The organism is Halomonas sp. XH26 (assembly GCF_024138895.1).
GTDB lineage: Bacteria > Pseudomonadota > Gammaproteobacteria > Pseudomonadales > Halomonadaceae > Vreelandella > Vreelandella alkaliphila.
Genome location: NZ_CP071889.1, coordinates 294,813 through 319,529 on the forward strand (window position 1 = coordinate 294,813; position 24,717 = coordinate 319,529).

The 24,717-nt window shown below is 56.5% G+C and carries 24 protein-coding genes and 1 tRNA gene; 13 read left to right on the forward strand and 12 right to left on the reverse strand.

Annotation, left to right across the window (positions count from 1 at the left end):
• Positions 1-41 precede the first annotated feature (41 nt).
• Positions 42-1,367: a sn-glycerol-3-phosphate ABC transporter substrate-binding protein UgpB gene (ugpB, locus tag J4377_RS01400; protein ID WP_038480516.1), complete on the reverse strand. Its 1,326-nt coding sequence runs from the start codon at positions 1,365-1,367 to the stop codon at positions 42-44.
• A gap of 201 nt (positions 1,368-1,568) precedes the next feature.
• Here ugpB and argE point away from each other — a divergent pair, with 201 nt between their 5' ends.
• A complete protein-coding gene (gene argE, locus J4377_RS01405; RefSeq protein WP_253486423.1) occupies positions 1,569-2,738 on the forward strand; it encodes an acetylornithine deacetylase in 1,170 nt (389 codons plus the stop codon).
• Between the two features lie 44 nt (positions 2,739-2,782).
• On the opposite strand, the gene J4377_RS01410 is transcribed toward argE, so the two are convergent.
• Entirely contained in the window at positions 2,783-3,652 is an 870-nt protein-coding gene (locus tag J4377_RS01410; protein WP_198349542.1) for a LysR family transcriptional regulator, read from the reverse strand.
• A gap of 158 nt (positions 3,653-3,810) precedes the next feature.
• Here J4377_RS01410 and J4377_RS01415 point away from each other — a divergent pair, with 158 nt between their 5' ends.
• Positions 3,811-4,983, forward strand: a complete 1,173-nt coding sequence (locus tag J4377_RS01415) for a multidrug effflux MFS transporter (protein ID WP_198349541.1) — start codon at positions 3,811-3,813, stop codon at positions 4,981-4,983.
• Positions 4,984-5,064: 81 nt separating this feature from the next.
• Here the strand turns inward: J4377_RS01415 and J4377_RS01420 are convergent, their stop codons facing one another.
• Positions 5,065-5,376, reverse strand: a complete 312-nt coding sequence (locus tag J4377_RS01420; RefSeq protein ID WP_030074158.1) for a hypothetical protein — start codon at positions 5,374-5,376, stop codon at positions 5,065-5,067.
• Positions 5,377-5,530: 154 nt separating this feature from the next.
• Between J4377_RS01420 and J4377_RS01425 the strand changes: the two genes are divergently transcribed.
• Positions 5,531-6,004, forward strand: a complete 474-nt coding sequence (locus J4377_RS01425; RefSeq protein ID WP_038480525.1) for a YchJ family protein — start codon at positions 5,531-5,533, stop codon at positions 6,002-6,004.
• The gene (locus J4377_RS01430) at positions 5,997-6,296 is read left to right on the forward strand and encodes a GIY-YIG nuclease family protein (protein ID WP_038480528.1); all 300 of its coding nucleotides are present in this window, start codon (positions 5,997-5,999) and stop codon (positions 6,294-6,296) included. Before J4377_RS01425 ends, J4377_RS01430 begins: the two co-directional genes overlap by 8 nt.
• 26 nt (positions 6,297-6,322) lie before the next feature.
• On the opposite strand, the gene J4377_RS01435 is transcribed toward J4377_RS01430, so the two are convergent.
• The 7 genes from J4377_RS01435 to J4377_RS01465 form a co-directional block, all read right to left on the reverse strand.
• Positions 6,323-6,727, reverse strand: coding sequence for a universal stress protein (locus J4377_RS01435; RefSeq protein ID WP_038480531.1), 405 nt, complete (start codon positions 6,725-6,727; stop codon positions 6,323-6,325).
• A gap of 85 nt (positions 6,728-6,812) precedes the next feature.
• A complete protein-coding gene (nhaC, locus tag J4377_RS01440; RefSeq protein WP_253486424.1) occupies positions 6,813-8,291 on the reverse strand; it encodes a Na+/H+ antiporter NhaC in 1,479 nt (492 codons plus the stop codon).
• A gap of 62 nt (positions 8,292-8,353) precedes the next feature.
• Entirely contained in the window at positions 8,354-9,541 is a 1,188-nt protein-coding gene (locus J4377_RS01445) for an acetyl-CoA C-acyltransferase (protein WP_253486425.1), read from the reverse strand.
• A complete protein-coding gene (locus tag J4377_RS01450) occupies positions 9,538-10,821 on the reverse strand; it encodes an ArgE/DapE family deacylase (RefSeq protein ID WP_253486426.1) in 1,284 nt (427 codons plus the stop codon). Before J4377_RS01450 ends, J4377_RS01445 begins: the two co-directional genes overlap by 4 nt.
• The gene (locus tag J4377_RS01455; RefSeq protein WP_231658188.1) at positions 10,821-11,474 is read right to left on the reverse strand and encodes a 3-oxoacid CoA-transferase subunit B; all 654 of its coding nucleotides are present in this window, start codon (positions 11,472-11,474) and stop codon (positions 10,821-10,823) included. The genes J4377_RS01450 and J4377_RS01455 overlap by 1 nt, the downstream gene beginning before the upstream one ends.
• Complete coding sequence (locus J4377_RS01460) at positions 11,464-12,165, reverse strand: CoA transferase subunit A (RefSeq protein ID WP_038480546.1); 702 nt, start codon at positions 12,163-12,165, stop codon at positions 11,464-11,466. Before J4377_RS01460 ends, J4377_RS01455 begins: the two co-directional genes overlap by 11 nt.
• The gene (locus J4377_RS01465; RefSeq protein WP_253486427.1) at positions 12,162-13,529 is read right to left on the reverse strand and encodes an aspartate aminotransferase family protein; all 1,368 of its coding nucleotides are present in this window, start codon (positions 13,527-13,529) and stop codon (positions 12,162-12,164) included. Before J4377_RS01465 ends, J4377_RS01460 begins: the two co-directional genes overlap by 4 nt.
• A gap of 110 nt (positions 13,530-13,639) precedes the next feature.
• Here J4377_RS01465 and J4377_RS01470 point away from each other — a divergent pair, with 110 nt between their 5' ends.
• The 5 genes from J4377_RS01470 (at position 13,640) to J4377_RS01490 (ending at position 19,999) form a co-directional block, all read left to right on the forward strand.
• A complete protein-coding gene (locus J4377_RS01470) occupies positions 13,640-14,545 on the forward strand; it encodes a LysR family transcriptional regulator (protein ID WP_253486428.1) in 906 nt (301 codons plus the stop codon).
• A gap of 202 nt (positions 14,546-14,747) precedes the next feature.
• Entirely contained in the window at positions 14,748-15,095 is a 348-nt protein-coding gene (locus J4377_RS01475; protein ID WP_038480555.1) for a hypothetical protein, read from the forward strand.
• 32 nt (positions 15,096-15,127) lie between these two features.
• The gene (locus J4377_RS01480; RefSeq protein ID WP_253486429.1) at positions 15,128-16,885 is read left to right on the forward strand and encodes a VRR-NUC domain-containing protein; all 1,758 of its coding nucleotides are present in this window, start codon (positions 15,128-15,130) and stop codon (positions 16,883-16,885) included.
• Positions 16,882-19,200: an ATP-dependent DNA helicase gene (locus J4377_RS01485; RefSeq protein WP_253486430.1), complete on the forward strand. Its 2,319-nt coding sequence runs from the start codon at positions 16,882-16,884 to the stop codon at positions 19,198-19,200. Before J4377_RS01480 ends, J4377_RS01485 begins: the two co-directional genes overlap by 4 nt.
• A 16-nt stretch (positions 19,201-19,216) precedes the next feature.
• Positions 19,217-19,999, forward strand: a complete 783-nt coding sequence (locus tag J4377_RS01490; RefSeq protein ID WP_253486431.1) for a sulfite exporter TauE/SafE family protein — start codon at positions 19,217-19,219, stop codon at positions 19,997-19,999.
• A gap of 65 nt (positions 20,000-20,064) precedes the next feature.
• Here J4377_RS01490 and J4377_RS01495 read toward each other — a convergent pair.
• Together J4377_RS01495 and ispB are read right to left on the reverse strand one after the other, a co-directional pair.
• Positions 20,065-20,141: transfer RNA gene (locus J4377_RS01495), tRNA-Pro, on the reverse strand.
• Positions 20,142-20,263: 122 nt separating this feature from the next.
• On the reverse strand, positions 20,264-21,268 hold the full coding sequence (gene ispB, locus J4377_RS01500; protein WP_253486432.1) for an octaprenyl diphosphate synthase: 1,005 nt from the start codon (positions 21,266-21,268) through the stop codon (positions 20,264-20,266).
• Positions 21,269-21,553: 285 nt separating this feature from the next.
• Between ispB and rplU the strand changes: the two genes are divergently transcribed.
• The 4 genes from rplU to proB all read left to right on the forward strand — a co-directional run bounded on the left by rplU (position 21,554) and on the right by proB (position 24,710).
• Complete coding sequence (gene rplU / locus J4377_RS01505) at positions 21,554-21,865, forward strand: 50S ribosomal protein L21 (protein ID WP_009723801.1); 312 nt, start codon at positions 21,554-21,556, stop codon at positions 21,863-21,865.
• 30 nt (positions 21,866-21,895) lie between these two features.
• Positions 21,896-22,153, forward strand: coding sequence for a 50S ribosomal protein L27 (gene rpmA, locus J4377_RS01510; RefSeq protein WP_009097313.1), 258 nt, complete (start codon positions 21,896-21,898; stop codon positions 22,151-22,153).
• A 141-nt stretch (positions 22,154-22,294) separates the two neighbouring features.
• Positions 22,295-23,488: an Obg family GTPase CgtA gene (gene cgtA / locus J4377_RS01515; RefSeq protein WP_038480572.1), complete on the forward strand. Its 1,194-nt coding sequence runs from the start codon at positions 22,295-22,297 to the stop codon at positions 23,486-23,488.
• A 61-nt stretch (positions 23,489-23,549) separates the two neighbouring features.
• A complete protein-coding gene (proB, locus tag J4377_RS01520) occupies positions 23,550-24,710 on the forward strand; it encodes a glutamate 5-kinase (RefSeq protein ID WP_253488091.1) in 1,161 nt (386 codons plus the stop codon).
• Positions 24,711-24,717: the final 7 nt, after the last annotated feature.

Below are 24,717 nucleotides of genomic sequence, written 5' to 3' on the forward strand. Positions count from 1 at the left end.
GCCGCCTACCCAGTGGGGTAAGCGGCGAAGTGAGTACTTATTTACTGGTTGGCAGCTTCAAAGTCACGGAGTAAATCATTGCCACGTGCCACTGCGTCGTCAGCTGCTTCCTGGCCCGATTTGCCACCGGTCATCACGGCTTCCATCTCTTCGGAGATAATGTCGCGGATCTGTACAAAGTTACCAAACCGCAGGCCTTTCGAGTTCTCGGTCGGTTCGTTTAGCGTCATCTGCTTCAGCGAAATATCGGCACCTGGGTTCTCATCGTAGTAGCCCTGCTCTTTGCTTAAGTCCCACGCCGCTTGAGTGATGGGCAGATAACCGGTTTGCTGGTGCCACTCGGCTTGTACCTCAGGCTGTGAGAGGTACTCAAAGAAGGCGGCAACGGCTTCATACTCGTCATCGGTGTGGCCTTGTAGTGCCCACAGGGTGGCACCGCCAATGATGGAGTTCTGTGGCGCACCATCTACGTCGTCATAGTAGGGCTGCATACCGAAACCGACTTCAAAGTCAGAGTTAGCAGCGACATCCGCACGGGAAGCAGAAGAACCGAAGAAAATCGCACAGTCCTGTGAGTAGAACAGCGGCTCTGAGTCAGGGCCAGAACCGGGGCCGCCCCACTTAAAGACCCCCTCTTCCTGCCAGTTATGGAGGTTGTCCCAATGGCGGGCGACCAGCTCATTGTTGAAATTGAACTCTGTTTCCATGCCGCCAAAGCCGTTTTCCAGCGTACCAAGCGGCACATTATGCCAAGCGGAGAAGTTTTCCAGCATTACCCAGCTAGGCCAGGAGGTGGTAAAGCCACAGCTGGCTGCCCCAGAATCGACGATTTGGCGCGAAAAATCGGCCACTTCAGACCAGGTTTGCGGCGCCTGCTCAGGGTCTAGACCCGCTTCCTCAAACATGTCGCGGTTGTAGTACATAATCGGCGTAGAAGAGTTGAACGGGAACGACAGCATGTTGCCGTTGGTGTCGGTGTAGTAACCGACTACCGCTGGCAGGAAGGCTTCGCGATCAAACGCGCGGCCATGCTCTTCCATCAACTCGTACACGGGGTAGATGGCACCTTTGGCGTTCATCATAGTGCCAGTGCCGACTTCAAAAACCTGGAGAATATGCGGCTGCTCGCCCGCACGGAACGCCGCAATGGCGCCGGTCATCGTTTCGGTATAATTGCCGCGGTAGCTGGGTGTGACGTGGTAGTCGTCCTGAGAAGCGTTAAACTCCTCCGTCATTTCTTCAAGAATCTCACCAAGCTGGCCTCCCATAGCGTGCCACCAAGTCACTTCAGTCGCTGAATGGGCAGAAAGGCTAAACGTGGCAGTAGCCACCCCTAGGGCAAGCGCGTGCAATGTGAAACGAGACATAACGGCTCCTTGTGGGTCGTTCGCAGTACGTTTATTAAGTTTTTGGGTGCACTGAACAGTAGAAAGTGTAGATGACGTTTTCATGAATGCACGATGAACTCGACGTGACAGTCAACGTTTCGCTGTCCGTCGGCCTGCTTAGTAGGAAAAGGAAAGAGGCGGTGATAGGGTGATATGAAGAGCCTAACTGACGAGAGCAGTATGACTGACGCGACCACCTTACTGGCGAAGCTAGTATCGTTCGATACCACTTCCAGTGAATCTAATTTGGCCCTAATTGAATTCGTTGAGCGCTATCTAGCTGATTATGGTGTGGCTTCAGAGCGGGTGATGAGCCCGTGTGGCACCAAAGCCAACCTGATTGCCCGCGTAGGCCCTGACGCCCCTGGCGGGGTGATGCTTTCTGGGCATACCGACGTAGTGCCGGTGGCCGGTCAGCCATGGTCGAGTGATCCGTTTACCCTTCGCGATGGCGGCGATGGGCGCCTGTACGGGCGTGGTACTTGTGATATGAAAGGCTTTATTGCCTGTGCGTTAGCCATGGTGCCTACCTGGGTCAATGCGCCGCTGAAGCAGCCTATCTATTTCGGATTTTCTTACGACGAAGAAATTGGCTGTGTGGGCGCGCCGAGTCTTATTAAACGCTTTTACGAGCACTACTCCACCACCGCCCACGTCATTGTTGGCGAACCTACCAGCATGCAGCCGGTGGTCGCGCAAAAAGGCGCAACGAATCTGCGCACTACCGTGATTGGCCAGGAGGCCCACAGTAGCCAAGTGAATCAAGGCACGTCAGCTATCCATGTTGCGGCAAGGCTCGTCACGTTCATTGAAGACACCATGGCGGCATTGGTGGAAGAGGGCCGCGTCGATGAAGCCTTTAATGTGCCTCATACCAGCCTGCACGTTGGCAAAATAAAAGGCGGTACGGCGATCAATATTATGGCGCGGGAGTGTCAGTTTGAGTGGGAAATTCGCCATCTGCCCACGGACACCTTCGACGAAATATACGCGCGCTTTGATGCCTATTGCGCCCAACTAAGCGCTGAGCTGCAGGCTAAAGGCAGGCACGTTGAAATCACCACCGAGCCGCTAAACGTGACAGTGCCTGGCTTGGCCGATCGCGAAAACGACCAGGTGCTTCGCTTAGCCAAAGACCATCTGCCACACGCCTGCTGTAATCATGCGGTAGCTTATGCCACCGAGGCCGGGCAGTTCCAAGGCCAGGGCTTGCAGACAATAATTCTTGGCCCTGGCAGCATCGCCCAGGCGCATCAACCCGATGAGTATATTGAGACGGCGCAGTTGCATGAGTGTACGGCGTTTATGCAGCGATTAGGGCAGGCGCTAGAAACACCTCATTTGGGATGATGGTCGTTACTTATAATGGCGGCTTCGTAAGCTAGTTGTACACGTCAATGGGCGAACATTTCCGCGATCGCCTCCACAACGACTCGGACCCGCGCCGTGCGTGCTAAATCCTGGTGCAAGACAAGCCATGCCTCATAAGGCTTGGCCCGGCGGCGCTCAGGCCATACGCGTATCAGCTTGGGGTCACGCTGGGCCAAGTAGTCCGGTAATTCTCCCAAGGCCAGGCCTGCACGTACAAAGGTTGCCAACATCAGGCTGGAGTCCAGCTCGGCGACTACACGCCCCAGTCGCCTTGATTCGCCAGCCAACGTGTCATCCTGCCGCCCGGTTACTCCTCTTTGGTAGAGCGCAATATCGTGACCTGCGAAGCCTTCACCGGGTTGTGGCTCGCCATGCTGTTCCAGATAGCGCTGGGTCGCGTATAAACCGACCTCCCAGCGGCCAAGTTGTCGCACGATCAACTCGGGTTGTTCCGGGCGTAGCGTACGCACGGCGACATCGGCTTCACGCCGCGCCAAGTCGAATAATCGCGTCGTGGTGCTCAAGATCACACGCACCTCGGGATGGCTGGTACGCAGGCGTTCAATTGCTGGCACCACGAAGTCCACAGCGAGTGCGTCAGTCGTGGTCACGCGCACTTCACCAGCGACTCGTTCGTCAGCTCCCTCGCCGCGTCGCTTGAAGGAGACGGCTAGCCGCTCCATCTCCTCGGCCGTGGTTAGCACTTGTTGACCGCTATCGGTCAGTACCAACCCGCCCGTGGCACGCAGGAATAGCCGACTACCCAGTGCTCGCTCCAGGCTAGTCAAGCGCCGACCTACGGTGGTTTGGTCAATGGATAGCTGCTGCGCTGCCCCTCGTAGCGTACCTGCGCGATACACCGCTAGGAAAATTTGCACATCATCCCAGTTCATGAATTTCTCCATGCTGCAAATATGCAGCCACTCACTGCATATTCATGCATTTTCACATGCAAAGCTGCCTCGTACCATGGCGCTTATTCCTTCTGAATTTAGATTCTTCTTAACCCATATCGCGCGCAGCAGGTTGGCTACTGCTGCAGGGAGTGGCCATGCCTCGTGTATCTTTCATCCTGACCGTCGCCATGCTCAGTGCCTTTGGCCTGATTGCCTCGGACGTGTATCTACCCGCGATGCCGAGCATGACCATTGAGTTCGGCGTTGCCGACTGGCAAATGCCGCAAACGGTCTCTATTTATCTGCTGGCGCTGGCGAGTGCGCAGTTGGTCTATGGGCCACTGTCGGACCGTTATGGTCGCAAGCCGTTGCTGCTTGCTGGCATTACGCTGTACATGGCTGGTTCGCTGGGCTGTGCGGCCTCTGATAGCTATGTCGGATTTCTGGCCTGGCGCATACTCGAAGCGGTTGGTGCGGCGTCGGGCTTAGTGATTGGTCGCGCTTTGATCGCCGACACTTGTGATAAGCGCACATCGGCCAAGGTTTACGCGATGGTCTACCCGCTAGTGTCGCTATCACCAGCGTTAGCGCCAGCCATCGGAGGGCACTTGGCCGCTACCTTCGGATGGCGAGCCGACTTCCTATGCGTGGCTGCTTTCGGAGCTATGGCGCTACTGATGGTGCTAACGCTGCTGCCAGAAACGCTCCCTGTCCAGGATCGTACTCGGACCTCGCCCTTTACCGGATTTGGCCACGTTTTGCGTGACCGGACCTTCTGCCGCTATACGCTGGTCGTCTGTGCGATCTACAGTGCTTGGTTTGTCTACCTAACCCAGTCGCCCTTTCTATTCGCGCGCCAAGGGTTGAGCGAGGAGCAGAGTGGCTGGCTGTACTTGCCTCTGACGGCTGGCATCATCGGTGCCAATCTACTGGCTAAACGACTGCTCGATCGCTGGCCCTATGATCGCATCATCACCGCAGGCATCGTGTTTTTCGTACTTGGCGGTGTGGCATTTTTGGCCGTGGGCGCGTTGCAACTACAGGGCACAGCCAGTGTGATACTCCCGATGTGTTTAGTCAGCCTTGCTAATGGTTCCTCGCTATCGCTAGCGGTATCCGGAGCGGTTGCCAGTGAACACGGGCATGTGGCGACGGCATCGGGGCTGGTGGGGTTCTGCCAGATTGGTAGTGCTGCAGTGGTAGCGATGGGGGTGAGTGCTGTGTTCGGTACGGGAGTTGGTGTGCTTGGCGATGCGGTACTAGCGCTTGGGCTACTCGCGCTACTCACATGCTTGCCATGGTCTGGGTACCGGAAGAAAGTAGTGTAATAGCAGCTAAGGGGAGAAATAAAAAACACCCGCCAATATTAAATAGGCGGGTGTTTTCTTGAGACGCTTACGGACTGGCTATTAGTGCTGATGCTGCTCTTCGTAAAGCTCTGCTTTCGCATGGCGCATCACATCTTCGCAGGCCTGTTGGCGGGCAAGTTGGGTCAGCAGCCGCTGAGTCACCTCAAACCCTTTTCCCAAACAGGTATCAACTTCGTCTCGGCTAACGTGCGGAGAGACGTTGTAGTCGATTTTTACCGTACGGCCACCGCCTTCTAGTCGATCGGCGATTTGTCTAAGCCGCCAGGCGATTCGCTCTTTCCAGGTTGCTGATTCTACCGCGCCTTCGTTTACGCTAAACGTGCACTGCCACTCGGGTTTGTAAACCTTCATAGGAGAACCTCCACTGGGTTTGGAAAGAATGCTTGGTCGTGTGTCGTACTCCGTCTGTCTGATGATGTAGCTCTGGTACTATATCTAACTCTGTGCCAATACCGAAACAAAACGTATACCAAATCTATAAACCAAAGAATACAGAGCTTTCAATATGACGCTTTCAACGCCAGTCTCAACGTCAGCCAACTGCCCGTGCGGCAGTGGTGCTGCATTTACGGCGTGTTGCCAGCCTTATCACCAAGGTGCAACGGCATCTACGCCAGAAGCGCTAATGCGCTCACGTTACACGGCATTTGCGTTGAATAGCCGTGATTACCTACTCGCCACTTGGCACGCATCAACGCGGCCAGCACAGCTAGCGCCCGACCCAGACACCCAATGGAAAGCGCTCACGATTGTGGCGGCACCGCCAGCAAACGAGAGGCAGGGCACAGTCCATTTTTTAGCCTATTTCCGTGAACAAAACCGCTGGCATGTGCTGGAAGAAAACTCACGGTTTGTGTTTGAAGACGGGCGCTGGTGGTATGTGGATGGCGTGCCGACCATTGAGCGCCTCAAACCGCGGCGAAACGAGCGCTGTCTATGTGGTAGCGGTCGAAAAATAAAGAGTTGTTGCGGTGAGTAGTATCAATACCGATACCCAATGGTTCCTCTACTTACTTGAGTGCAAACGCGGCACCTATGTGGGGATTACCAATAACCTAGCGAAACGTTACCAAGCGCACTGCGACGGCAAAGGCGCTCGCTATACCCGAGCGAATCCACCGATAGCGCTGCTCGGCGCGCAACCGTTCGCAGATCGCGCCGAAGCCAGCCGCGCTGAATATGCGCTGAAGCGCCAAACGCCAAGCCGAAAACGTCAATGGGCCACTCAGTGGCCGATTAGCGATTTTTCCGGCTCGGCGTTGGATAGGTAACTTTCGCAGATGATCGAATGGCCGGTCTACCGAACCACCGTCACGGTACACGCTGCCTGGCGTACAACATTGAGGGCGGTGGAGCCCATAAAGTGGTCGGGAAAGCCGGGGCGGTTCGAGGAAATAATGATGCAGTCGACGCCGTTGCGTTTGGCAAACTTGACCACCTGATGGGCAGCATTGCCTTCCACAACATGAATCTCGTAGTGCTCGCCGCCAATTTTCTGGCGAATACCGTCCTTGATGCGCTGAGCGGTGGTTTCGCGGTAATCACTCGGCAGTGATGGTGCGATATAAGGGGGAATACGCTCCATTACCGAAATGATCTGTATGGTGCTGTCTTTGTCTGCCAGCTTACGTGCCACTTCGATTTTTTGCAGGATATTGGAGTTATTGTCTGCCGCCGTTGTGATTAGAATATTCTTATACATGAGAGATGCCCTCAGGTTGATAGGCAGTGGTGCGAGGCGACAACTCGGTCGCCTCTAGCCACGTGTTGGTCTGGTAGGTGGCGATCTACTTCGCTAGCTCGGCTTGCGGCAGACTTTCGGTGTATGGCTGGTTATAGGTGTTGACGTCGTTACGCTCGCCTTCACGCCAAATGCAGATATTGAACAGGCCGTACACAATGGCAATCACGGGAGTGATAATGGCGAGGAAGGTCCAACCCATGTAATCCCACGCGGACACGCCGAGCACGCCCATGTAGTAAGCACCGCCTAGCCCCCAAGGAACCAGCGGTGAGGTCACCGTGGCCGAGTCCTCACAGGTGCGCGAACATACCGATGGCAGAATTTTGAGTTTGCGGTAGGCGGGTACGAACATGCGCCCCGGAATAATGATGGCAATATACTGGCTGGCCGAGAACAGGTTGGTGGCTAATGATGAGACAACGTGAGTAACGATTAGTCCGCGTGAATTACTGACCAGTTTGCCCATCTTTTCCAATAACACTTCGAGCATGCGGGTTTTCTCTAGTAGGCCACCCAGGCTAAGCCCGATAAAGCCCAGCGAGATCGTCCACATCATGCCTTGCAAACCACCACGACTTAATAGGCTATCAACGGCTTCAACACCGGTTTCCGATACATAGCCGTAGTTCATGTAATTCATCATGCTGCCCAGTCCGACGCCTTGAGTGGCGACAGCAAGTCCCGCCCCCAATAGGCTGCCAATGACCATGATTGCCAGGGCGTTGATGCGCCGATAGGCCAAAACGACCACTATTAATGGGGGCAGGAAGGCGAGCAGACCCACTGAGAAATTATCGCTAATGCCCGCTAGTAGTTCAGCGGTGCGGGAAATATCAGCCCCTTCGCCGTCAAACTGCATGCCGATAAAGAAGAACAGAATAATAGTAATGATCAGTGCAGGACCGGTGGTGTAGAACATCGAGCGGATGTGGTCGAACAGGTTGGCCTCGGCAACCCCAGCAGCGAGGTTGGTGGAGTCTGATACTGGTGAAATCTTGTCACCGAAGATAGCACCGGAAATAACTGCGCCCGCGGTCATCGCCGGAGAAATATCCAGACCGCTGCCGATGCCGATAAAGGCTACGCCGAAGGTGGCGGCGGTGGTCCATGAGCTGCCGGTGACCAGTGATGCAACGGCACACACGATGACGGCCGTGACCAGGAAATAGGAGGGGTTGATCAGTTGAAGGCCATAATAGATCAGCGAGGGAATCGTGCCGGAGGCAATCCAACTGGCGACTAACACACCGACCATCATTAAGATCAGCATCGGCAGCATGGCGATTTCGCAGCCGTACAATATGCCTTTCTGCACATCCTGCCAGCTGAAGCCGGAATACAGCGCGATGATGGCGCAGACCACAATGGCAAAGATTAGCGAGATATGGGTGACCCAGTCTTCACCAAGTAAAAAGATCTGCGCAAACATCATGAAGCATAAGAAGCCGATGCCAATGATGGCGCCCCAAAACGAGGGTCGTTTGTTTTCGTCGTTCGTTGTTGTTGACGTTGTCGTCGACATTATTATTCTCCTTATAAGGAGTTAGTGTTGTTTGCCGCTTGGTTAAACGGCATCTAGTGGCTTTAGCGTTCTAAAATGATGGCGATGCCTTGCCCACCGCCGATGCAGGCCGCCGCGCAGCCATAGCGTTGCTGGCGGGAGTGAAGAAGTCGGCTAAGCGTGCCAGCGAGACGGATGCCGGTCGCGCCTAACGGGTGCCCCAGCGCCATGGCGCCACCCCAGATATTGACGCTCTCAGGGTCAATCGAAAGCTCACCCATGGCATGCAACGGCACTGCGGCGAAGGCTTCATTGATTTCCCATACGCCGATATCCTGTGGTGTCAGCTGGGCCTGTTTCAGCGCGCGACGAATGGCGGCGGCGGCACCGGCACCCATCTCCTCTGGCTTGACGCCGCAGTCGGCGATGGCCACAACGCGTGCCAAGGGGCTAATGCCGTGTTGGCGCAGGGCAGATTCCGACATCAGTAGCGTGGCAGCAGCACCAGAGGTTAGCGGCGAGCTGTTGCCTGCAGTCACTACGCCGCCTTGCATAAATACCGGGTCCAGCCCCGCCAGGCGCTCAGCGCTGGTATCCGCTCGGATATTGCTGTCCGCGCTGACCGTTTCGCCTGCCGCGTTGTTCAGGGTCAAACGCTCAGCGTCGAAGTGACCTGCTGCGTTGGCCTTGGCGGCACGCTGGTGGGAACTGAGGGCGAGTGCGTCCATCGCCTCACGCGAAATACCGGCAGACTTGGCCAGTCGTTCGGCGGTCAGCCCCATATTGAGCACCACGTCGAGCGTCAGCCAGTCGGCTTTTTGCAGCGCTTGAGGGCTGGTCAGCACGCCTTCCTTAAACAGTGCCGGGCCCATGGGCACGCGGGTCATGTTTTCCACGCCTCCGGCCATGCCAACCTCGATAGCACCGGCCTGAATTTCCCGTGCGGTGTTGCGCAGCGCGGCAAGTCCCGAGCCGCATTGCTGATCAATTTGGCGGGTAGCACATGCCTCTCCCAGGGGGCCGAAACGCTTGGCCAGCCACAGCGGGTAACGCCCTCCAAAACTCCACTGCTCTTTTACTGGCAAGGCGCAGCCAATGCTCAGGTCTTCCACCGCCGCGCCGTCAACGCCGCTACGTGCTAATAAGCCATCGAGCACGCTGGCTAGCAGGGCATCGCTGCGGGTATCGGCCCAGGCATCGACCTCGGGTTTGCGGGGGTGCGCGCGGCTGAAGGCGCTGCGCGCATAGTCGGCGAGATACACGTCTCTCATGAGTGGGTCTCCTGGTTGTCTGCCATGCGCGCCCAACGATGGATGAACAGGGCATAGGTGGTTAGCACGTGGCGGATCGAGTCGATGTTGACGCACTCGTCTACACCGTGAATGCGCTGAGCAATCGGGCCGTAGCAGGTGCCGTTGATCTCGCCGGAAACGTGGAAGGCCCTCAGGTCAGTGGTGCAGGTGGACAGATAGTGGGCAGGTGGTTCGCCCAATAAGGCTTCGTGGCACTCCGAGAGGAGCCGGATACCTGGGGTATCGAGATCGACCACATGCCCTTCGGAGCGAAAGCCATGGAAGCTGATCTTGGGTGGAGGTGTCGCGTCGTCAAGCTCGGCGTGGCGGGTCATCAGAGTGTCGCTGACCCGCTGCATGGCCTCCTCTGGTGACATGCCGGGCGGGAAGCCAACACGCCCTTCCAGAATGGCATGGGCAGGTACGCTGGAGGCCCAGTTGCCCGCATCTACACGGCCAACGCTAAGGTTGAACGGGTGAGGATGGTCAACGTAAAGCGCAGGCCGGGGTAAATCATTTATTTCGGCTTCTAGCGCTTTCAGAGCAGGTAGATAGTCCTGTAGGGCTTCAATCGCATTGCGCCCGGCGCTGGGGTCGAGCACATGGGCAGGCACGCCATCCAGGCGCATTCGAAACCAAAGCACTCCCACTTGGCCAGCGTAGATCTGAGCGCCGAAAGGTTCCGGGATCAGTACGAAATCGCCGCTAAAACCTTGATGCAGGCAGGCCAGCGCGCCGTTGCCGGTGCACTCTTCTTCAATTACGGTTTGTAGGGTAAGCGGAAAGTTGATCTCTACCCCCGCCCGACGCACGGCCTCAACCGCCATCACCATGGCGGCAATCCCTGCCTTCATATCACCCGCGCCACGGCCATACAGCCAGCCATCTTTTTGCCACGGCTCCCAGGGGGGGCGGGTCCACATATCGACAGGCTCGGCAGGTACCACATCAAGATGGCCGTTGAACACTAAATGTGGTCCTGGCGCGCCAGGGTTAAGGTCTGAAATGACGTTATAGCGGCCAGTGCTGGGCCATTCGGTGGGAGCACGATGGGGGTGCTCCTCAAAGCCGGGGGCGTCCAAGGGTACACGGGTCACTGGCAGGCCCAGGCGCTCAAGGTGACGCTCCATGGTGTCCAGCGCACTCTGTTCCTGGCCGAGTACGCTATAGCCCCGCACCAAGTCACTGGTCAGTTCCAGGGTGTCGTCCATCAAGGCATTGCAGCAGGCAATGATGCGTTGTTCGGTGGCGTCGAGCATCAGAATCTCCCTAAACGTGATTCATCAATCAGCAGGGGGGCGTCGGTAGCTTCGCGCAGCGCTTCAACGCTCAGCCCTTCGGCGATTTCCACTACCTCAAGCCCTTCCGGGGTCACATCCATCACGGCTTTCTCGGTGATAATGCGGGAAATACAGCGGCTCGCGGTCAGCGGTAACTGGCAGCGGGTGAGGATCTTGGGGTTGCCGTGCTTATCGTTGTGGGAGCACAGCACTACCAGTCGAGCGACTTTCTGGGCCAGCTCCATGGCACCGCCAATGCCAGGCGAGAATTTGCCAGGGATCTTCCAGTTGGCCAGGTTGCCTTCCTGATCCACCTCGAAGGCGCCCATAAAGGTAACGTCCACGCGACTACGGCGGATCATTGCAAAGGACGTGGCGCTATCGAACACGCTAGCCCCCGCGCGGGTGGTGATATACGCGCCGCCGGAGTCAATCATGTCGATATCGAGCGCTTCGCCTTCTTGGCGGGGGCGGCAGCCCAGCACGCCGTTTTCGGAATGCACCAGGACATTCATATCATCGGGCAGGTAGTGGAACAGCCGTGTTGGCAGCCCGATCCCCAGATTGACGATCTGACCGTCGATGACTTCACGGGCGGCGCGGGTCAACATACGCTGCTGATCAGAAAGCATGGGGGCGAACTCCTTGCTGGCTGGACGCGCGGTCGACCTGCACCACATGACTGACAAAGGCACAAGGCGTATGAATGGTGTCGATAGGCAGGTCGCCGGGTTGGTCGATACGGTAGGTTTGAGCAATCACCCGCTCGGCAGCCATGGCCATTAAGGGGTTGAAATTGCTGGCCGTGGCGCGATAGATCAGGTTGCCGTAACGGTCGGCTCGCTCAGCGTGAATTAGAGCAACATCAGCCTGTAAGGCAGGCTCAATGGCCCAGGTGCAACCTTCCACACTGATTTCTCGACGGCCTTCGGCAATTTCCGTACCGATGCCGATATCGGTAAGAAAGCCGCCATGACCAACGCCTGCACAGCGGATTTTTTCAGCCAACAGCCCCTGAGGATGAAAAATGACCTCCATCTCGCCAGCATTCATGGCGTCAATGGCCGTTCGGTTGAGGCCTAAGTGAGAGGTGATCAAGCGCTTTACACGGCCTGCCTCAATTAGCTTGCCGATACCGATACCAGGTTCATTGGCATCGTTTTTAATCAGTGTCAGGTTGCGTTGACCGCTGGCGAGCAGGGCGTCAAGCAACGCAAAGGGTGTGCCCGGCGAGCCAAAGCCGCCTACCATAATGGTCGCGCCATCAGGAATCTCGGCGATGGCCGCGTCAATATCACAGGCTTTGTGGTTCAGCAGCGTCATGGTGTTAAGCGCTCCCTGGAAGGTTGTGGGGGCAAATCAGGGGCGGTAAGCGCTTGATCAAAACGCGCCATGGCACGCGCTAAGCGTTCCAGCAGAGTGTCGACTTCCTCGGGCTGAATAGTCAGCGGCGGGCAGACCAGGAAATGATCACCGGCCACGCCATCCAGAGTGCGGCGAGGGTAGATCAATAGGCCTTCCTGTTTGGCCAATGCGGTGATTTGGGCGAAGCGGTTTTGCTCGGCAGGGAAAGGCTGGCGCGATTCGCCATCAGCGACCAGTTCGACGCCCCATAACAAGCCAGCACCGCGCACATGGCCGACCCAGTCGTAGCGCTCGGCAAGCTTGCGCAGCCCTGCTTCCAGCTGCGCGCCACGCTGGCGGGTATTTTCCAGCAAATCTTCGCGCACAATGGCCTCAAGCACGGCCAGGCCAGTAGCGCAGGCCAAAGGGTTGCCAGCATAGGTGTGGCCGTGTTGGAAGCCACCGCTGGCCATGACCGTTTCGACGATAGCGCTGCGGGCGAGCATCGCGCCAATGGGGTAGTAGCCCGCGCCCAGTCCCTTTGCGGTGACCAGGATGTCCGGCACCACATCGTAGTGCTGGCAGGCAAACCAAGTGCCAGTTCGGCCCACGCCGGTGAGTACTTCATCGGCAATCAGCAAGCAGCCGAATTCATCGCATAAGGCACGAATGCCTTGCAGGTAGCGTTTGCCTAATAGCCGTGCACCGGTGCTGGCACCGCCGATTGGCTCGATGACAAAACCAATCAGTGATTCAGGACCAGCGGCTTCCATGGCGGCGCGGGTCTCTGCCAGGATGCGGTCAACGTGAGTGTCATCATCACACTCCTGATGACGATAGAAATCCGGCCCCGGCACTTTGATGGACGCATGGGTCATGCTGGTGAAGGGCGCTTCCAGCGGCTGATAGCCGGTCATGCCCAGTGCCCCCATGGTGCTGCCATGATAAGACGGGCGCAGCGATACAAAGCGCTGGCGCTGAGGCTGACCAAGGGCGAAAAAGTATTGCCTTGCCAGCTTTAGGGCCGACTCCACTGCCTCGGAACCGCTGGAAATGAAAAACACCTTGCCGAGTTCACCCTCAAATAGCTCGACTAGCCGATGGCCAAGCGCAACGGCGGGAGCGCTTTCAAACTGAGTGCGATAGGTGAAGGCCACCTTATCCATCTGGGCGAGCATGGCGTCACGAATATCCTGTCGGCCATGACCAAGGTTGCAGGAAATAGCCCCGGAGCAGCCATCCAGATAATCCTTGCCCTGGGTATCCCAGAGCATAACGCCATCAGCGTGGCTGACTTCCGGCAGGGCAGGACCTGCCTGGTAGAACAGCGGAGAGTCGGTCATCACGTTTTCCGTTTTTTATGGTGTGGTGAAAAATCTCACTTGCAGTCTAGGTAGGCTTGTTACTATATTTCAATATATGATCGTTTTTCGAATATCAATGAGTAAAAGTCATGCCTGAGGTCACCATTAACTCGTTGAAAGCATTAGCAACTTTCAAGACGCTGTATGAAGTAGGTAGCGCTTCAGGGACGGCACGCCTGCTTGGCATGACGCAATCGGGAGTGAGCCGTTCGCTGGCGCAGCTTGAAGAGAACCTGGGGATTCAGCTCTTTCTACGTGAAAAAAACCGCTTGCTAGCAACGCCTGAGGCACGCGAGCTGTACGATGAGATTCTCAGGCTGATGGGCAATATTGAAGAGCTACGCCATAGTGTGTTGGCGCTTAAGGAGTTCGGCACATCACGCTTGAGAATTGCCGCTATTCCCGGGCTATGTTTTGGCTTTGTGCCCCAGGTAGTCGCTGCGTTACTGGCTGAAAACAGCCGGATAAGTATTAGTCTGGATATGATGTCGAGCCACGATGTACAAACGGCGGTGGAATCAAGCCATGCGGATATCGGCTTTATCACATTGCCAGCGACGTCTCCTCAGCTCTTAACAGAAACACTGCTGGTGACAGAAGCCGTGGCGCTGGTGCCTGACAAGCTTGAACTAGCCTCGCATGATGTTGTTGAAGTCAGTGATTTGCGTGGTCAACATTTAGTGATCAGCAACCAGCCAAGTGTCAGCACGAACCCGCTACTGGAACTTGTCGCCGAGCACGGGGTTAAAATTTCAGGTAAAACGGAAGCTAATATCGGCACGATTAGCGCGCTGGTAGCTAATGAGGTCGGTGTTACGGTAATGAACCCGATTACTGCGAAAGATCAGCTGTCGCGCCACGACCATGTCAAGGTGCTGCCTTTTATGCCTGCGTTGTCGTTTGGTTTTGGCATTGTTTATCGCCCAGAATGGCATGAGTCTAAAGTGTTGGCGTCGCTTAAACACAAAGCGAAAGAGACGCTAATGAATTACTAACGTTTACAAATCATTTCGTTCGATTAGCAGGTATAGTACAGACATAGGACGTTACGTCTTGGTTTAGGCTATGTCTGGGTGTGGCCAGGAATAACCCGAAGATGACAGTTGCACCACAATCGGGCAATCTAACGCCCTTTTTCGCCAGTGCTAATGGGCGGAGCTCATTAAATTTCAATCATCATTCAGCATGGAGTGCAGTGTGGCAGTTTACGGCGGTATTCAGGCGCATGAATTGGAACGTTGGTTAAATGCATTAACCAACGCAGCCTATGATCGACGCTGCCCACTTTCCAAAGTGCACGGCGGCAACGCCCGTGCTCGCACTGCTCGCCAGGACTTGTTACATCTCGCCCAGGCTTTCCGAAGCGGCGAACGAATTCGCGATGATGTGGCCGCGGGCTTAAGCCGCTGGTGTCAGCACTACCTAACAGAAGCGGAATGGTATGTGCTGGTGGGCGGCCGCAAACCCGTTGCCCAATCAAAGGCGTCATCCTCTGCTGCTGATGACGATGCGCTGGACGTACTTTATCAGCACCGGGTGGGTTAACCTGCTTCATCAAGCACTGTTACAATGGATAGATGAACAGTGTTCCTGTCGCATCAGCGACCGCCTCCTTAGATGACCCCTTCTACTATCTGACGAACTTTCGTTACGTGTTGGCCTGGGTGGAAGCCCGCCACTACGACCTATTAAGTGCTGCTGAGCGCGACGCTATTAGTCATTTTGAGACGTTACCCCAAGCCTCCCAGGCGCTATTGGTGCGCATGGTGATGCGTAAAGGGGAATTATTTCGTCTGGATAAACTGAGCTATGCGGAAATCGGTGACGCCGAGCAGGCCTTGGCTCCGTTGGTGGTGCTTGGATGGGTAGACAATGCCCCGCAATTAAGCAGCCGCGAGCTATTTCGCCTGTTGCGACTGAGTGAACTGCGCCAGGCATTGGCAGGCGAGATCAACAATGCAGGTCTAGCCCGCAACAGCACGAAAGCTGCGCTTCAAGCAGCTTTGGAAGCATCGCTAGAAGTGTCCGCCCCCCTTCAGCAGTGGTGGCCAACGGCGACGACGCAGATTGTGCAGCTAACGGTGATGGCGCTGTGTGATCGACTTCGGCTGATGTTTTTCGGCAATCTGCGCCAGGACTGGGCAGAGTTCGTGCTAACGGAGTTGGGCCTGCAGCGCTTTGAGCAGGTACCGCTTACCGCGGAGTCGCGCGCGTTCCAAAGCCGCAATGAAGTGACTACTTACTTAACGCTTCACCGCTTGCGTGAACGCTTGGACGACGGCGAGTTGCCGCAAGCGCTTTCCATAGAGGTGCCACCAGCTTCCAGCAACCGTTGGTTAGCTTCTCGGCGGGCGCGGTTGCTGCTTGCCATTGGCCGCGAGGCCGAGCGCGGCGGCGACGCAGAGTTAGCGTTAACACTTTACGCTGACGCCAATAACAGCGATGCGCGTATTCGCAGACTGCGCGTGTTAGAGCGTTTAGGCCGTTATTCAGATGCTTATGAACTCACGATCAGCGCGCTTGGCGCGCAGCCAAATGAAGGCGAAAGCCAAGCCCTTATGCGGCTGCTGCCGCGTTTAGCACGCAAATTGCCCCAACAGGTTGATCATTCTGCTTGGGCTGATCAACAAGCGGCCCAGGCGCCTACCTATGTGCTTCATTTACCTGGCCCTCAGCCAGTCGAGCGTGCCGTTGCTGACTACATGGCGACCCCTAACGCGCCGGTGTATTACGTTGAAAATAGCCTGCTGACGGGGCTATTTGGCTTACTGCTCTGGCCGGCCATTTTTAAACCGCTGCCAGGCGCGTTTTTTCACCCGTTTCACAGCGGGCCAGCGGATTTATACCGCGAGGATTTTGTCTCTCAGCGTCAAGTCGATATCACTGCCTGCCTGGCCCTGCTGGACGATGGCCGCTATCAGGACACGATACTGCGCACCTGGCACGCCAAACAGGGCATCGCCTCGCCCTTTGTTCACTGGGGAATCGTCAGTGAAGAGCTGTTAACGCTTGCGCTTAAGTGCTTGCCGCCTGCCCATTTGCGTGCCTGTTTTATGCGGCTATTAGATGACCTTAAACATAACCGTGCAGGCCTACCTGACCTGATTCAGTTGATGCCGGATGCACCGCCCGGCGAACCACGCTACAAAATGATAGAAGTGAAAGGGCCTGGGGATCGTCTACAAGATAACCAACGCCGCTGGATTAGCTTCTTTTGCCGCCACGGCATGCCTGTTGAAGTATGTCATGTGCGCTGGCAGCCAGCATCTGAAGCACAAGGGTCTCAACCAGAAAGGTTTGAACGAGAAGAGTCTGAGCGAGAAGATGCCGAATGAGCCGTTACCGGGTAGCGGTGCGCACGCTATGTGATTTCACTGCACGGGAGGGCGATCTTGATCACCGCTTTACGCCAGCACCCAGCGCTCAGGAAGGTATCGAAGGGCATGGGTTAGTGGCTAGCCGCCGGGGCAAGGATTACCTGGCCGAACTGCCGCTTTCCGGTGAGTATCAGGGGCTTCGCGTGGCGGGCCGCGCTGACGGCTTTGACCCCAGCGCTAACCGTTTGGAAGAGGTCAAAACCTATCGTGGCAATCTAGATCGCATGGCGGCTAATCAGCGTGCGTTGCACTGGGCGCAGGTGAAAGTATACGGCGCGCTGCTGTGTGCCGAGCGTGGCCTTGAGCGGGTCACGCTGGCGTTAGTGTATCTGGAGATTACCAGCGGCCAGGAAACGCTGCTTACCCAAGAAGCTAGCGCCACCGAGCTGCAGGCGTTTTTTACCGATCAATGCCAACGCTTTTTGGCCTGGGCAGAGCAGGAGTCTGCCCATCGCCAACGCCGCGATGAGTGGCTGGCGACGCTGACGTTTCCCTATCCTGATTTTCGCCCTGGGCAGCGCCCGTTGGCGGAAGATGTCTATAAAGCCGCCAGCACCGGGCGCTGCCTAATGGCCCAAGCCCCTACCGGCATTGGCAAAACCCTTGGCACGCTGTTTCCAATGCTGACTGCAATGCCCCGTCAGCAGCTGGATAGGGTGGCCTTTCTGACCATGAAAACCCCAGGCCGCCGTGTGGCGCTGGATGCGCTGGCGCGTCTTGTTACCTCCAGTTCATCACCGCCTATTTCATCTTCCCTCTCATCGCCTGCACTCACATCGCCGCTGCGCGTGTTGGAACTGGTGGCCAGACAAAAAGCCTGCGAGTACCCAGGCACCGCTTGCCAAGGCGATGCTTGCCCGTTAGCAGCAGGTTTTTATGACCGCTTGCCTGCCGCTCGCCAAGCCGCGGTGGCACGTCGCTGGCTAGATCGTGCCGGACTGCGTGAGGTGGCGCTTGCCCACAGTGTGTGCCCGTATTATCTAGGCCAGGAACTAGCCCGCTGGGCCGACGTAGTCGTGGGCGATGTGAATCACTGGTTTGATAGCCATGCGCTGCTGCATGGTTTGGCCCAAGCCAACGACTGGCGGGTAGGCCTGCTGATAGATGAAGCGCACAACTTAGTTGAACGAGCGCGGGGCATGTACAGTGCCGAGCTTTCCCAGCAGCGCTTGAGCCGTCTGCGTCGCCGCTCACCTCCTGCGCTTGCTAAACCGCTAGCCCGTGTCGGTAGGCAGTGGCAGACGCTAACGAAGGCAGTGACCACCAATGCGGCGGCGTCACAGCGTTACCATTTACTTGATGCGCTGCCCAACAAGCTAGTGGCCGCGATGCAAACCTTGGCTGGCGCGATCACCGATTATTTGGTTGAACACCCCGACGCCGCAAGCGTTGAGCTTCAAGAGCTGCTGTTTGACACATTGGCCTTCTGTCGTTTGGCGGAGCGGTTTGGTGACCACTCTCTGTGCGACCTTGCCAGTGATGGCCGAGGCGACGCAGTGCTAGGGTTGCGCAATGTTATTCCTGCGGATTTTCTGGCGGCACGCTTCAAGGCTGCCAGCAGCGCAGTGTTGTTTTCGGCCACGCTGACCCCGTTTCATTACTACCGCGATTTACTAGGGTTACCGGAAAACAGTGTGTGGCGGGAAGTGGCCTCGCCGTTTGCCGCCCGCCAGTTGGAAGTGCGTATTCGCGCCGATATTTCCACTCGCTATCATCACCGTGAGGCCTCTGTGGCGCCTATTGTGGAAGTCCTGGCCGACCAGTATCAGCGTCAACCTGGCCATTATTTGGCGTTTTTTAGTAGCTTTGCTTATCTGGAGCAGGTGATGGCGCAGTTTCAGCACGTACATCCTAGCGTGCCGGTGTTTGCCCAAACCCGTGGAATGCAGGAAGCCGAGCGCGACGCCTTTCTGGCGCGCTTTACCCCGGGTGGTAAGGGCATCGGCTTTGCAGTGCTAGGCGGTGCTTTCGCCGAAGGGGTCGACCTTCCTGGCAAGCGCCTAATCGGCGCGTTTATTGCCACCTTAGGCCTGCCACCGTTTAACGACTTTAACGAAGCGCTGAAAGCGCGCATGAACACCCGTTTCGGCCAGGGCGACGACTACACCTACCGCATACCCGGTATGATCAAAGTGGTGCAGGCCGCCGGAAGGGTGATTCGCAGCCCCGAGGATGAAGGGGTTGTGATATTAATGGACGACCGTTTTGCCCAGACCAAGGTGCGCGCATTGCTGCCACGCTGGTGGGGGCTAGGCAACCACTCATCTTCTTAGAGGCCATGCACGCGCAATGACGGATTTGCTCTGGTACCAGTACCTTCTCATCGGGCTTATTTTTGCTTGGAGCGGCTTTGTTCGCACCAGCCTTGGTTTTGGTGGAGCCGTGCTGGCGCTGCCTTTTCTGCTGCTGGTGGTAAACGAACCGCTGGTCTTTCTGCCAATTGTGGCCATTCATCTGCTGATTTTTTCCAGTTGGATTGCCTGGAACGGCCATCGTCAAGTGCAGAAAGCGGGCGTGGGAGGTACGTCGCCGGAAAGTAATATCGATTGGGGCTATTTAACCAAAGCCCTGAAAATCATGATCGTGCCTAAGTTGATCGGGGTGGTGGGGTTGTTAACGCTGCCCTCTCAGATCATGACCAACATTATTTTCGGCATTGTGATCATTTATGCCATTGGCTATGTGCTGAATAAGCCGTTTAGAAGTAACAACAAATACGTCGATATCGTGCTGCTTGCTCTCGGTGGCTATGTCAGTGGCACCTCGTTGATTGGCGCGCCGCTGATTGTCGCGGTATTCGCCACTCACGTCGCTAAAGAGCAGCTGCGCGATACCATGTTTGTGCTGTGGTTTATCCTGGTGATGATCAAGATGGCGTCGTTTATCATCGCCGGCGTCGACCTCCAACTGATTCATCAACTATGGCTACTGCCCTGCGCATTTATCGGCCATTTGTTAGGCGAAAAAGCCCACCGCTACATGCTAAAAGCAGACACCGGGCTGTTCTTCCGCGTACTGGGAGTCGTACTGATCTTGGTCAGTGTGGTGGGGCTGATCCACCCGCCAGGGTAGGGTGAGAAGCAAACAAAAACGGCCACTTAGCTCTTAGAGCAAGTGGCCGTTTTCATTGAATTCTTTGGTCGGAATAGCAGGATTCGAACCTACGACCTCTGCCTCCCGAAGGCAGCGCTCTACCAAGCTGAGCTATATTCCGAATATTGTTGCAACAGTGCCAAGCAGTGCTTAGCACTGCTCAACAACGGAGCGAATCATACGCAGGCGAAGGGTTTTTTTCAAGTCCCTTTTTTCGCGCTGGGTTGCTTTGTTGCGCAGACTTTATGCTTTGCGATCAACCGCTAACCGAGCGATGTTAGCCATGCTATCGCGATAGGGGCTGGGTGGCAGGGCATCAAGTTCGGCCAGGGCTTTATCGGCCATCTCAACCGCCCGCGCGCGGGTATATTCCAGCGCGCCGGTGGCGTTGATGATCTCAAGCACCTCGTCGAGCTGTTCCAGCCCGCCCTTGCGAATCACTTGGCGGATTAGCTTGGCTTGTTCAGGCGTGCCGCGCTCCATAGCATGAATCAGTGGCAGGGTAGGTTTGCCTTCTGCCAGGTCGTCGCCGACATTTTTGCCCATGGCCTCGGCGTCGCCTTGGTAATCCAGCAGGTCGTCGATGAGCTGGAAGGCGAGACCTAAATAGCGGCCGTAGTACTGCAGGGCGCGCTCTTGCTCAGGTGTGGCGTCGGCAAGCACGGCACCGCTGTGGGAGGCCGCTTCAAACAGCATCGCTGTTTTACCTTGAATGGTTTCAAAGTAATCCGCTTCAGAAATGCTGGGGTTACCGATATTGGTTAGCTGCAGTACTTCGCCTTCGGCAATCACGCAGGTCGCGCCGGATAGAATCGACATAATGCGCATCGATCCTACGTCCACCATCATTTGAAACGAGCGCGAATAGAGGAAGTCTCCCACCAGGACTGACGGCGCGTTACCCCAGGCATCGTTGGCGGTTTTTTTGCCACGCCGCATGTGCGATTCATCGACCACATCGTCGTGCAGCAGCGTGGAGGTGTGCATAAATTCGATCAGCGTGGCCAGGGTGATGTGTTTGTCGCCCTCATAGCCCAGTGACCGGGCAGCCAGCAGCACGAGTAAAGGACGCAGACGCTTGCCGCCGCTTTCAATAATATATTGGCCGATGGTTTCTACCAGCGGCACTTTGGAATTCAATTGCGCGACAATGGTCCGGTTTACGGCGTCAAAGTCATCGGCCACCACGGCGTGCAGCGGTGAAGGCGTTGGGCTGGCAGGCGGGGTTTGAGAGACGTTGGCTGTCATGGGTTCCGTTCATCGCGGGGGTAGGATAGTTGGGGCCATGCTATGGGGCTGTCTGTGAGGCGTCAAGGTAGTGATAGACGTTCGTGGTGTGATGTGTGATTGACAATGCCCCGTAGTCTTGTGGTAAACCGCGATAGTCGCTATAATTCGCGACCCACTCATCATGCTCCCTGTCAGATGGCTGCCAAAAGGGGCGCCACTCGCAGCAGGTCGATAAGAGCGGAAGGCGATGAGCGTTGATTACGCGGGGCGTAATCGGCATTAACGACAAGTCCGGAGAGCGACATGTACGCAGTTATTAAAAGCGGTGGCAAACAGTACCGCGTTCAAGAAGGTCAAACCCTCAAGCTCGAAAAAATCGAAGTCGCTACCGGCGAAACGATTGAGTTTGATGAAGTGCTGTTGGTTGCAGACGGCGATGACGTCAACGTTGGCGCACCTTTAGTAAGCGGTGCCAAAGTTTCCGCTGAAATCGTTTCCCACGGCCGTGGCGATAAAGTAACGATCATCAAGTTCCGTCGCCGGAAGCACAGCATGAAGCGTCAGGGCCACCGTCAGTGGTTCACTGAAGTCAAAATTACCGGAATTTCTGCGTAAGCAGTCGATTCCCTTAAGGAGGATTTTGCAATGGCACATAAAAAGGCAGCCGGCTCCACGCGTAACGGTCGCGATTCCGAGTCCAAACGCTTAGGTGTGAAACTCTTCGGTGGCCAAGCAGCCAGCGCGGGTAGCATCATCGTTCGTCAGCGTGGCACTCGTTTCCACGCAGGCACTGGCGTTGGCCTGGGCCGTGATCACACGCTGTTCGCTTTGAACGACGGCTTCGTGAAGTTCGAGACCAAAGGTCCGAACAACCGTAAATTCGTTAGCATCGTTTCTGCCTAAGCAACAGCTGTTGCGCAGAGCGAAGATGACGAAATAAAAGCCCCGCCATGGCGGGGCTTTTTTGTCTTTTCGATCCCTTTTGCCTGTTATTAATGGGCGGGATATTGCAGTTAGGGCGGCGGAAGCGGCCGGGAGAATCCAATGCAGTTCGTCGATGAAGCCTCGATTATTGTTGAGGCAGGTAAAGGCGGCAATGGCTGTCTGAGCTTTCGCCGCGAAAAATATGTGCCCAAAGGTGGCCCTGATGGTGGCGATGGTGGCCATGGTGGCAGCGTCTACCTGATTGGTGACGATTCACTGAATACCTTGATTGATTTCAAGTTTCAGCGTTTTTACAAAGCTGAAAACGGCCAGGGCGGCATGGGCCGCCAAATGAGCGGTAAAGCTGGTGAAGACCTGCATGTGAAAGTGCCGGTGGGCACCACGGTGATCGATGAGGACACCCTTGAGGTGATCGCCGATGTCACCGATATCGGTCAGGTGGTACTGGTGGCCGAAGGTGGTCGCCGTGGGTTGGGCAATATTCACTTTAAATCTTCGACCAACCGTGCGCCTCGCCGCACCACGCCGGGCACCGAAGGCGACCGCCGCAACCTGCGTCTGGAAATGAAGGTAATGGCCGACGTCGGCCTGCTGGGTATGCCGAATGCGGGCAAGTCTACGCTGATCCGTTCGGTATCCGCGGCTAAACCCAAAGTGGCGAACTATCCGTTCACTACCCTGGTGCCCAACCTGGGTGTTGTGAAGCTGGGGATGCACGAGCACTTTGTGATGGCCGATGTGCCAGGTCTGATTGAGGGTGCCTCTGATGGCGCGGGCTTGGGGCTGCGTTTCTTGAAGCACCTGACCCGTACACGTTTGCTGTTCCACGTGGTGGATGTGGCGCCGTTTGACGAGTCTGACCCCGTGGAAGCGGCGCAGGCGATTATTCATGAGCTAGGCCAGTTCTCGCCGGCGCTTTCTGAGCGGCCGCGTTGGTTAGTGTTGAATAAGTTTGATCTGCTGCCGGAAGATGAGCGTGAAGCCCGCGCCGAGGCGATTATCCAAGCGCTGAACTGGGATGGCCCGGTATTCCGCATCTCGGCAATCAGCAGCGACGGCACTGACAAGCTTGTGCAGGCAGCGTATCGCTGGCTGACTGAGCAGCAGCGCCTAGAAAATGAAGATGAAGAAGCCCATGCCCGCGAGCAGGAAATGCGCCGCCGCATGGAAGAAGAATCAGTGGCCCGTACGGAAGCGCGTCTTGGCCGTCGCCGTAAGCGTGACGACGACGATGAAGATGACGACGACTTTGACGATGATGATTATGATGTCGAGGTAGAGTACGCCCCATAACCGATCCGTCGGCCGAATGGGTGGCGTCAGCAGGGTTAACGGAATCAAACGCGTGAGCGGAATGGCTTGGGAGAGTCGCGACGTGGAAAGCAATGAGCAGTTGCCCGGCCGTGAGGCGTTAAGCAGCGCCCGCCGGGTGGTGGTTAAAATTGGTAGCGCGCTGCTCACCAACGATGGCCGAGGCTTGGATGAGCCGGCCATTGGTGGCTGGGTCGACCAGATTGCCACGCTGCATCAGCAGGGCAAAGAAGTTGTGCTGGTATCCTCGGGTGCCGTAGCGGCGGGCATGGTGCGCCTGGGGTGGCAGGCTCGCCCCAGTGCCGTTCATGAGCTTCAGGCTGCTGCGGCGGTAGGCCAAAACGGTCTCACCCAGTGCTACGAGCAGCATTTTGCTCGCCACGGTATGTTAACGGCCCAGATTCTGCTCACCCACGATGACCTTTCCAACCGCAAGCGCTATCTCAACGCGTTGTCAGCGCTGCGTACCTTAGTTGAGATGCGTGTGGTGCCGGTAATCAACGAAAACGATACCGTGGTCACTGATGAGATTCGCTTTGGCGATAACGATACGCTTGGCGCGCTGGTAGCTAATCTGTTAGAAGCCGATGCACTGCTACTGCTCACCGATCAGGAGGGGCTGTTTGACGCCGACCCTCGCCACGACCCCAATGCCAAAATGATTGCTGAAGGCCGTGCCGACGACCCGCGCTTAGCCGCTGTTGCTGGTATTGGAGGCGCCTTGGGCCGCGGCGGCATGAGCACCAAAATACGTGCTGCGCAATTGGCTGCCCGTTCCGGTGCGGTCACGGTGATTGCCAGTGGCCGCCAGCCGGACGTTATTTCCCGCATCATGGCAGGCGAGGCGCTGGGTACTCTGTTGCGCCCAGCTCAAGCGCCAATCGCTGCTCGCAAGCGCTGGCTGGCAGGTCAGTTGCAGGTGCGTGGCACCTTGGTGCTGGATGCCGGGGCTGTCAATGTACTGCGTGGCAAAGGCTCTAGCCTGTTGGCGGTGGGCGTACGTGAAGTGCAGGGCAGCTTTAAGCGTGGTGATATGGTGCTGTGCGTGGATGAGCAGGGCGCACGCGTGGCCAAAGGATTGGTGAACTACGGCGCGGATGAAGCCCGTCAGTTAGCGGGCCAGCCGAGCCACCAGATTGAAGCAATTCTGGGTTACGTGGAGGCTCACGAGCTGATCCATCGCGATAACTTGGTGGTTGTTTAACGAGCTG